The sequence below is a fragment of the Citrobacter youngae genome, from assembly GCF_003818115.1.
In the GTDB taxonomy this organism is placed as follows: domain Bacteria; phylum Pseudomonadota; class Gammaproteobacteria; order Enterobacterales; family Enterobacteriaceae; genus Citrobacter; species Citrobacter youngae.
Genome location: NZ_RPOI01000007.1, coordinates 147,700 through 154,687 on the forward strand (window position 1 = coordinate 147,700; position 6,988 = coordinate 154,687).

A 6,988-nucleotide genomic window follows, 5' to 3' on the forward strand; every position below is an offset into this window, starting at 1 on the left:
GGCGGCTACGCCTTACCCGGCTTACGATCGGTTTCATAACGCACGCTGAAACGCTGTTTGCGCCGGTAGGCGTAAACATCTTCCACATGCCCGTTTTTAATCCGCGTTTGCAGACCACGCCAGTAGTCGGCGTTGAACAAGTCAGCGTGCATCTCTTCAAATAGCGGCCCGATACGCGGGTCGGCACATAGCCAGTGGCGAAACTCTTCCGGGAAGACATCTCCAGGCGATACGCTGTACCACGGCTCGGCGCTCATCTCATCTTCCGGGTAACGCGGGGGCGGGATATGGCGGAAATTCACCTCCGTCATATAGCAAATTTCGTCGTAGTCATAGAACACCACGCGCCCGTGACGGGTGACGCCGAAGTTCTTAAACAGCATATCGCCGGGGAAAATATTGGCGGCGGCCAGCTGACGAATCGCGTTGCCGTACTCTTCAATGGCATCGCGCAGTTGTTGACCTTCGACCTGCTCCAGCCAGATATTCAGCGGCACCATCCGTCGTTCGATATACAGATGGCGAATGACAATCTGATCGCCAAGATCGGTAATTTTTTCCGGGGCTTCCTGCAATAGCAGCGCCATCAGCGCCGGATCGATTTGCCGTTTATCCAGCACAAAGTTCTCGAACTCCTGGGTGTCAGCCATCCGCCCAACGCGATCGTGCTCTTTGACCAGTTGATAACAGGCGCGGACGTGGGCGGCAGACATCTCTTTCTGCGGCGCAAATTTGTCTTTGATGATTTTAAACACCCGGTCAAAGCCCGGCAGGGTAAACACCAGCATCACCATACCGCGGATCCCCGGCGCTTCAATAAACTGCTCATCACAGTTGGCCAGGTAGAGCAGATACTCCCGATAACTTTCCGTTTTTGCATGCTTCTGGCAGCCAATCGCCATATACAATTCAGCGGTGGTTTTACCGGGCAGGATCTCGCGCAGCCACTCCACTAACGCCGCGGGCAGCGGGGCATACACCATAAAGTAGGAGCGGGCAAAGCCAAACACAATGCTCGCCTCCGCCGTCGTGGTCAGGCAGGTATCGACAAACAGCTCACCTTCGTCTGTCCGGTGGATTGGCAGTAAAAACGGCAGCGTTCCAGAAGGGGTAATCAGCTTACCGACCAGCCAGGCGGCCTTGTTACGATAAAACAGTTCATTCGCCACCTGTAAATGGCAGCCCTGCAACACATCCGCTCCCAGGGTTTCGGTCAGGTGTTCGATGATGTAGTGAATATCACGATGTTTATTCTGCCATGGAAGACGCAGGGGCAGATCGCTAAGGACGCGAGTCAGCAGCCACTCCCAGCCGGTATCAGGAAAAAAGTCTTTCGCCAACGGGCGTGGGATCGTGCGGAAACGACGCTCTGGCTGAGAACTGAAAATAAACAGCCGCTCGGGAGTCAGCGAGCGGTGATCAAATAACCGACAGTAAACGGAGTTAAAAAAGCTCTCCGCAATCTCGAAGCGCGGGTAATCCGGCAGTAGCCGGGTGTAATGCTCTTTCACGCGAAGTAAAAAATCCGCGTCGGTACTTTTGCCGTCTGTAATGCAGCGCAACTGCTCCACCACCAGACCCACGTGATGATCGTAAAGGTGAATACGGCTTTTCATCGCCTGCTGAACCGCATGCCAGTCGGCATGTTCAAAACGCTGCTGCGCGCCGGAGGTGACTTCCAGAAAACGCCCGTACTGGGCGTCGAAACCTTGCAAAATCGTCTGAGCAATCAGTAATTCCAGGCCACGCGTCATCGACTTCTCCCATCCGGCACAACGTCATGCCGGATGGCGCGTTCGCTTATCCGGCCTACATCCCTTCGTAGGCCCGGTAAGCGCAGCGCCACCGGGCATTAATCAAAACTGCGATTCTTCGGTCGAGCCGGTCAGCGCGGTCACCGAGGAAGCGCCGCCCTGAATGATAGTAGTGACTTTGTCGAAGTAGCCTGTACCCACTTCCTGCTGATGGGACACGAAGGTGTAACCGTCTTTAGCCGCCGCAAATTCTGGCTGCTGAACCTTCTCAACATAGTGGCGCATGCCTTCACCCTGCGCATAGGAGTGCGCGAGGTCGAACATGTTGAACCACATGCTGTGGATGCCCGCCAGGGTAATGAACTGGTATTTGTAACCCATATCCGACAGTTGCTGCTGGAAGCTGGCGATGGTTTTGTCGTCCAGGTTTTTCTGCCAGTTAAATGACGGCGAACAGTTGTAGGCCAGCAGTTTGCCAGGGAATTTCGCGTGAATCGCATCGGCAAAGCGCTTCGCCAGTTCGAGGTCCGGCGTGGAGGTTTCACACCACACCAGATCCGCATAAGGTGCATACGCCAGGCCACGGCTGATCGCCTGCTCAATGCCCGCATGGGTGCGGTAGAACCCTTCACTGGTACGTTCGCCGGTGATGAACTCGCTGTCGTACGGGTCACAGTCAGAGGTAATCAGGTCAGCGGCGTCAGCATCAGTACGCGCAATCACCAGCGTCGGAACGCCCATGACGTCGGCCGCCAGACGGGCCGCCACCAGTTTCTGAATAGCTTCCTGAGTCGGCACCAGAACTTTGCCGCCCATGTGACCACATTTTTTCACCGATGCGAGCTGATCTTCGAAGTGAACGGCCGCTGCACCAGCCTCAATCATCGATTTCATCAGTTCAAACGCGTTCAGGACGCCGCCAAAACCCGCTTCCGCATCGGCGACGATCGGCAGGAAGTAATCGACATAGCGCGGATCGTTCGGTTCAATACCGGTTGACCATTGGATCTGATCGGCGCGACGGAATGTGTTGTTGATCCGATCCACCACCGCCGGGACGGAGTTCGCCGGATACAGTGATTGGTCCGGGTACATGCTGGAGGCCAGGTTGGCATCTGCCGCCACCTGCCATCCTGAAAGGTAGACCGCTTCAATACCTGCTTTCGCCTGCTGCAGCGCCTGACCGCCAGTCAGCGCGCCGAGGCTGTTGATATAACCTTTCTTCGATTCGCCGTGCAGCAGACGCCACATTTTCGCCGCGCCAAGCTGAGCCAGCGTGCATTCCGGGTTGACCGAGCCACGTAATTTCACCACTTCCTCCGCGCTATATGGACGGGTGATGCCTTCCCAGCGCGGTTGAGTCCATTCTTTCTGTAATTCTTCGATTTGTTGAGTACGGGTTTTCATGTGCAGATGCTCCATATTGTTATGTGGTGGATTACGCCAGCAGGCGGTAGCCTGGCAGGGTCAAGAAATCGATCAATTCATCAGAGGTAGTGATTTGCTCCATCAGGCGCGCGGCATCGTCAAAACGCCCGCTGCTGTAGCGGTGTTCGCCCAGCTCGTCCTGAATCACCAGCATCTCTTCGGCCAGCATCTGACGGAACAGCGGTTTGGTAACCGGCTTGCCGTTGCTGAGCGTCTTCTGGTGGTGGATCCACTGCCAGATGGAGGTACGGGAGATTTCTGCGGTAGCCGCATCTTCCATCAGACCGTAAATCGGTACGCAGCCGTTACCGGAGATCCACGCTTCGATGTACTGCACCGCCACACGGATGTTGGCGCGCATGCCTTCTTCAGTACGTTCACCTTCACAAGGTGCCAGCAGTTGTTCTGCGGTAATCGGGGCATCTTCTTCACGGGTCACGAACAGCTGATTTTTGTTTTCACCGAGTACGTCGTTGAACACCGCCATAGCGGTATCTGCCAGCCCCGGATGGGCAATCCATGTGCCGTCATGACCGTTATTTGCTTCCAGCGCTTTGTCCGCTTTTACCTTGGTCAGAACCTGGTTGTTACGTTCCGCATCTTTGCTGGGAATGAACGCTGCCATGCCGCCCATCGCGAATGCGCCACGTTTATGACAGGTTTTAATCAGCAGACGCGAATAGGCGCTGAGGAATGGCTTATCCATCGTCACCACCTGACGGTCCGGCAGCACGCGATCCGGATGGTTCTTCAGCGTTTTGATATAGCTGAAAATGTAGTCCCAGCGACCGCAGTTCAGACCCACAATATGGTCACGCAGGGCGTGCAGAATTTCGTCCATCTGGAAGACGGCCGGCAGCGTTTCAATCAGCAGAGTCGCTTTGATGGTGCCGCGCGGCAGATTAAAACGATCCTCCGCATAGCTGAACACTTCGCTCCACCATGCCGCTTCTTGCCAGGCCTGCGTTTTTGGCAGATAGAAATAAGGGCCACTGCCTTTTGCCAGCAACGCTTTGTAGTTGTGGAAGAAATAGAGGGCAAAATCGAACAGGCTGCCCGGGATGGATTCGCCACGCCAGGTAACGTGTTTTTCCGGCAGATGCAGACCACGAACGCGGCATACCAACAGAGCCGGATTAGGTTTGAGCTGATAAATTTTACCCGCTTCGTTGGTATAGCTAATGGTGCCATTGACCGCATCACGCAGGTTTATCTGCCCGTCGATTACTTTGCTCCACTCAGGAGCCAGCGAATCTTCAAAATCAGCCATAAAGACTTTGACGTTCGCGTTGAGCGCGTTGATGACCATCTTGCGCTCAACGGGTCCGGTGATCTCTACGCGGCGATCCAGTAAATCATCAGGAATACCGCGAATCTTCCAGTTACCTTCACGAATGGAAGCTGTTTCCGAAATAAAATCAGGCAACTTACCGTCATCAATATCCTGCTGTTGTTGGATACGTGCAGCCAGAAGTTTATTGCGTTTCGGCGTAAATCTTGTCACCAGCTCGGTCAGAAACTCCACCGCTTCAGCGGTCAGAATCTGCTGTTCCTGTTCGCCACGCGGCCTAGTGAAGACCAGTTCATCGGTTGTCGTTGCCTGTTGATTCATTGCGTAGTTCCTCGTCATTGATCCAATCACATCCCCAATGCGAACGAAGGATCGTTGTGCGGTTTTCGTTCAGCACAACTAAGACTACTCATTTAAATTTCAAAATCAAAAACAATTTCCATTTTTAATTTAAATATCAATTAACTCATTGATAACAATATAAATAAAATTTAATTACATGATGAGGTGCGTTTCGGAAATAAAAAAGCACCCGAAGGTGCCTGATTCAACATGCTGAAACGCTTAAGGATCGTCTGCTACAGAAGATTAATCCAGCGTTGGATTCATGTGACGCAGATCATATGGCGTGATCTGATAGACGTAATAGTTGAGCCAGTTAGTAAACAACAGATTGCCGTGGCTGCGCCAGGTTGCCCGCGGTTTGTTTTGCGGGTCATCTTTCGGGAAGTAGTTATAGGGTACTTCCGGCGTTAAGCCCGCTTCGACGTCACGAAAATACTCACTGCCGAGCGTATGGGCGTCATACTCCGGATGACCCGTCACAAAGGCAATACGTTTATCTTTGCTGGCAAACAGGTAGGCATCTCCCTCTTCTGTCTCGGCAAAAATCTCGAGATCGGTGTAGTCCCGGATAAGCGCAGCAGGAAAATCGGCATAGCGCGAATGCGGAGCCAGGAACGCATCATCAAATCCGCGCGTCAGTAGCGCATGAGGGTGAAGAATATGGTGCTCATAAACACCTGAGAGTTTGTCCGTGCGGGTTTGTTTGGGAATTCCGTACAGGATATTCAGCGCGGCCTGTACCGCCCAACAAACAAATAGCGTCGAGGTAACGTGATCTTTCGCCCATTCAAGCACTTGTTGAATCTGCGGCCAGTAAGCCACGTCATTAAATTCAACCAGACCCAACGGCGCGCCGGTCACGATCAGTCCGTCAAAGTTCTGATCGCAGATATCCTCGAAATTACAGTAAAAGTTATTCAGATGCTCCGTGGGGGTGTTGCGTGACTCTCGGGCATCGATGCGCAATAGCTGAACATCTACCTGTAGCGGTGAGTTAGACAGTAAGCGCAGGAACTGGTTTTCCGTTTCAATCTTCTTGGGCATCAGGTTGAGAATGAGCACCTTCAGTGGTCGAATTTCCTGACCGGAAGCGCGGGATGTCGTCATCACAAAGACGTTTTCCTCACGCAAGAAATTGACGGCGGGTAGCTCGTCCTGCACGCGAATTGGCATAACCTGATAACCTCACTACATACGTTTAAACGTTTAGACATCCAGACAGCTGAAGATACCCAGGAATCATGCGAATGTCGAGCCTGCATCCTCAAGTTGAGAAAGTTTCACGGCCCTTGCTGTAGAATAGTGCAGTAAAGATAAAAGGAGAATGCTATGCCCTTTACCATTCGTCGTTCGCGTAAGGACGAAGGTGATAAGCTCGTATCTATCTGGTGTCGTTCTGTCGATGCGACGCACCATTTCCTCTCTGCGGATTATCGGATTGAGCTGGAAGAGCTGGTAAGTTCATTTTTACCAGAAGCTCCGCTATGGGTTGCAGTGACAGAACAAGATGAGCCTGTCGCCTTTATGCTTCTGACCGATAAGCATATAGATGCGTTGTTTGTCGATCCAGATGTGCGTGGTAGTGGTGTGGGTAAGTTACTGATTGAACATGCTTTATCAATGAGTTTAACGCTAACAACCAACGTTAACGAACAGAATGAGCAGGCAGTTGGATTCTATAAGAAGATGGGATTTAACGTGACAGGACGTACAGAAGTGGACGATCTCGGACGGCCGTACCCGTTACTCAACCTCGAGCGTGGGTAGCAGGACAAGCTTTTACAGGCCGGATAAGGCGTTTGCGCCGCATCCGGCGGTTTTCTCTCCGTACAGACGCAAAAAAGCCCATCCGTCAGGGCAGTTTATGGCGGGCGTCCTGCCCGCCACCCTCCGGGCCGTTGCTGCGCAACGTTCAAATCCGCTCCCGGCGGATTTGTCCTGCTCAGGAGAGCGCTCACCGACAGACCACAGATAAAACAAAAGGCCCGGTCTTTCGACCGGGCCTTTCGCTTTTATTTGATGCCTGGCAGTTCCCTACTCTCGCATGGGGAGACCCCACACTACCATCGGCGCTACGGCGTTTCACTTCTGAGTTCGGCATGGGGTCAGGTGGGACCACCGCGCTACAGCCGCCAGGCAAATTCTCTTACCAAGGGTGCGCTCTACCAAC

The 6,988-nt window shown here is 53.1% G+C and carries 5 protein-coding genes and 1 rRNA gene; 1 reads left to right on the top strand and 5 read right to left on the bottom strand.

Annotation, left to right across the window (positions count from 1 at the left end; genetic code table 11):
• Positions 1-5 precede the first annotated feature (5 nt).
• The 4 genes from aceK to metA form a co-directional block, all read right to left on the bottom strand.
• Complete coding sequence (aceK, locus tag EHN13_RS06760; RefSeq protein ID WP_124021096.1) at positions 6-1,754, bottom strand: bifunctional isocitrate dehydrogenase kinase/phosphatase; 1,749 nt, start codon at positions 1,752-1,754, stop codon at positions 6-8.
• 102 nt (positions 1,755-1,856) lie between these two features.
• Positions 1,857-3,161: an isocitrate lyase gene (gene aceA / locus EHN13_RS06765; RefSeq protein ID WP_003031609.1), complete on the bottom strand. Its 1,305-nt coding sequence runs from the start codon at positions 3,159-3,161 to the stop codon at positions 1,857-1,859.
• 31 nt (positions 3,162-3,192) lie between these two features.
• A complete protein-coding gene (gene aceB / locus EHN13_RS06770) occupies positions 3,193-4,794 on the bottom strand; it encodes a malate synthase A (RefSeq protein ID WP_061067003.1) in 1,602 nt (533 codons plus the stop codon).
• 267 nt (positions 4,795-5,061) lie between these two features.
• Positions 5,062-5,991, bottom strand: coding sequence for a homoserine O-acetyltransferase MetA (gene metA / locus EHN13_RS06775; RefSeq protein WP_003841431.1), 930 nt, complete (start codon positions 5,989-5,991; stop codon positions 5,062-5,064).
• Positions 5,992-6,147: 156 nt separating this feature from the next.
• On the opposite strand from metA, the gene EHN13_RS06780 reads away from it, so the two are divergent.
• Positions 6,148-6,585, top strand: coding sequence for an acetyltransferase (locus EHN13_RS06780; RefSeq protein WP_124021097.1), 438 nt, complete (start codon positions 6,148-6,150; stop codon positions 6,583-6,585).
• A 254-nt stretch (positions 6,586-6,839) separates the two neighbouring features.
• Here EHN13_RS06780 and rrf read toward each other — a convergent pair.
• A 5S ribosomal RNA gene (gene rrf / locus EHN13_RS06785) occupies positions 6,840-6,955 on the bottom strand.
• Positions 6,956-6,988 lie beyond the last annotated feature (33 nt).

Excerpts from the sequence above, each read along its gene's own strand:
- EHN13_RS06780 (WP_124021097.1), top strand. The coding sequence starts at position 6,148 with ATGCCCTTTACCATTCGTCGTTCGCGTAAGGACGAAGGTGATAAGCTC.
- aceK (WP_124021096.1), bottom strand. The coding sequence starts at position 1,754 with ATGACGCGTGGCCTGGAATTACTGATTGCTCAGACGATTTTGCAAGGT.
- metA (WP_003841431.1), bottom strand. The coding sequence starts at position 5,991 with ATGCCAATTCGCGTGCAGGACGAGCTACCCGCCGTCAATTTCTTGCGT.
- aceB (WP_061067003.1), bottom strand. The coding sequence starts at position 4,794 with ATGAATCAACAGGCAACGACAACCGATGAACTGGTCTTCACTAGGCCG.
- aceA (WP_003031609.1), bottom strand. The coding sequence starts at position 3,161 with ATGAAAACCCGTACTCAACAAATCGAAGAATTACAGAAAGAATGGACT.